We start from the raw sequence: 2,439 nt of genomic DNA, 5'->3' as shown, positions 1-2,439 counted from the left end.
TCGACCGGTACGCCGCCGAACCCGACGCGGTCCCCGTCGAGGTGGAGCTCTGCGGGATCGCCGAGCAGGGCCCCATGCTGCGGGACGGCCGCGCGGACGTGGCGCTGCTGCACCTGCCCTTCGACGACGTCAGCGGGCTCGACACCGAGGCCCTCGCCGTCGAGTCGCAGGTCGCGGTGGTCCCGGCGGGCCACGATCTGGCCACCCGCACGGAGCTCACTCTCGCCGAGCTGACCGGATCGGACCTGCCGATGGCCCGGTGGCCGGACGGCTCGGGGTCCTACCGGCCCGGCCCCGGCCCGGAGGTCCACGACCACGCCCAGTTGCTCCAGCTCATCGGTCTGGGCCGCGCCACGACGATGCTCCCCGACTCGGTGCGCCAGGGCCTGCGAGAAGGGCTCGTCGCCGTGCCGGTGGTGGACGCCCCCTCTGTCACCACCCTGATCGCCTGGCCCCCGCACAGCCACTCCCGCGCCGTCGCCAGCCTGGTCCGCACGGCGACGGCCTTGTGAGCGCGAGACCCGACACCATGGATGACCGGGTCTTGATCAAGGTCTGCCTGTCGACGATGAGAAAGTCCGCAGTCGCATGGCAGTCAGCCTTCTGGCACGGCTCGTTCGGGGTGGCGCCACAACAACAATCCCCAGGATACGCATCTCACCTCCGTATGTCGGTAGGCCGACCGCATCACGATCATGATTGATCTGTCTACGGCGAACACTCGACGAGCTCTCCCTCGCTACAGCCCGTCATCGAAGACCTCGCACTCTGAGTCGTCTTGACCCGGTCTGGGATCCTCAGGCGGGGAGGCGTGCGCTTCGAGGCAGGTGGAGCCACGCTGTGGACTCGGCATCCCAACCGGAGAGCTGCGCGATCCCCCCCGGGACCGCAACACGGTAATGCTGCGCGAGAGCGAGTCCAGCGGCCGTCAGGCGCACTGCGACATAGTTGCTCGCCACCTGTGACCAGTCGACGGCCAACCGTCCATTCCCAGTTTCACGGGGATGGGCGGCGACTAGCTCTTGATAGTCCTTCGGATTGCGAATCAGATAGATCCCCCCAGGAGCTATCGGCTCGAACGTGAAGTCTCGAAGCGGCCTACTTCGCCCCGAGAATTCACTCTCCTCGCTGCGAGCCCAAGCACTACTACCGTCGGGCAGGTAGGAGGACGTCCAGAACGCCCCCTCGGGCTTATCTCCACACAGCTGGCTGGTCGGATTCCTGATGCAGATCGGCCGCATCGCACTCGACTCTGTATAGACAGCTTGAGGTGAGTCGATGCCGTCACCTTTCAGCCATCCTTGCTGCAAAATCTGATCGAGTTCGTAAGCCGTCTGGTCGAGACCCTCATCCGCCCGCTCCGTGAACGACGGCACCGCATACTGATAGCCGGCAGCGAAGACGATGTCCCAGTAAGTCTCGACGACATCCCGACTGGTTGGCTCGATACGGTGTCGAGCAAGTGACGCCGCAGCCTGCAAGAGGACAGGACCCCAGATTCTCCGGCTCGACATCGGCGACCTCCTCCCGCGCGAGCGCGGCCCAGGCTACTCCATCTAGGCTAATGAAATCCCGGGCGACCACCGGCCTGGAGGACGGCCGGATGCTGCACGCGGACACGACCACCCGGCGGTTCAACCGGTTCGTCGACCTGGCCGGAGTGCGGCGGATCAGGCCGCACGACGTCCGGTACACCTACGCCACGCTCTCGCCGGCCAGCGGCATGCAACTCCAAGATCGTCAGCGACCGGGTCGGCCACGCGCACGAGGGGATCACCGTGCAGATCTACGGCCACCGCTCCACGGGCCACGACCGCGAGGCCGCCGAGCTGGTGGCCAAGCTGATCCGCCAGCGGCTCACCGAAGAGCAGCCCTGACCGGGCGTGCTGGTCACAAACACCGACGCAGAAGGCCCCCGGATCTCTCCGGGGGCCTTCTGACCTTTGTAGCGGGGGTAGGATTCGAACCTACGACCTCTGGGTTATGAGCCCAGCGAGCTACCGAGCTGCTCCACCCCGCGCTAGCGGCTGTCGTTCCGTGTGCCGCTGTTTTTCTCTTGTGCCAGGAACATTACACGCCCGCGAACACCACGTGCACGGGGGGTCCCCCGCGCCTGCGAGGCTCTGACCTGCGGCGATGTCGCCGACAGCGGCTCGACCTTCGATAATCGCAGGTCAACGGGGCGTCGGCGGGCTTCGGTGTCCCTCCTCACAACCCCACCCGGTCCCCCGGAACGCCGACGGGCGGCCCCGGAAGCCCGGGACCGCCCGTCGAGAGACCGTGCGGCGACTACCCGCCGGGGGCGGGCGCCGGGGCGCTCTGGGCCTGCTGGAAGCGCTGGACGGCCGAGTCGAGAGCCGCCAGAGCCTGCCCCTGGGCCGCGAAGTCCCCACCCTGTTGGGCCGACTTGAGCTGCGCCAGCGCCGCGGAGATGTCCGC

General features: G+C 67.4%; 2 protein-coding genes and 1 tRNA gene. 1 reads left to right on the top strand and 2 read right to left on the bottom strand.

Annotated features, from left to right (window positions below; genetic code table 11):
- Positions 1-512 (top strand): LysR substrate-binding domain-containing protein (locus tag H5J29_RS29275; RefSeq protein WP_246394457.1); only part of this gene is annotated, 512 nt, incomplete at its 5' end.
- Between the two features lie 285 nt (positions 513-797).
- Here the strand turns inward: H5J29_RS29275 and H5J29_RS29270 are convergent.
- Together H5J29_RS29270 and H5J29_RS29265 are read right to left on the bottom strand one after the other, a co-directional pair.
- Positions 798-1,514 (bottom strand): hypothetical protein, encoded by a 717-nt coding sequence (locus H5J29_RS29270; RefSeq protein ID WP_181784207.1) that lies wholly within the window; start codon positions 1,512-1,514, stop codon positions 798-800.
- Between the two features lie 432 nt (positions 1,515-1,946).
- Positions 1,947-2,020: transfer RNA gene (locus H5J29_RS29265), tRNA-Met, on the bottom strand.
- Between the last annotated feature and the right edge of the window lie 419 nt (positions 2,021-2,439).

The sequence above is a fragment of the Pseudonocardia pini genome (genome assembly GCF_013870575.1).
Lineage (GTDB): Bacteria > Actinomycetota > Actinomycetes > Mycobacteriales > Pseudonocardiaceae > Pseudonocardia > Pseudonocardia pini.
This window is presented reverse-complemented; position numbering and strand designations above follow the sequence as displayed.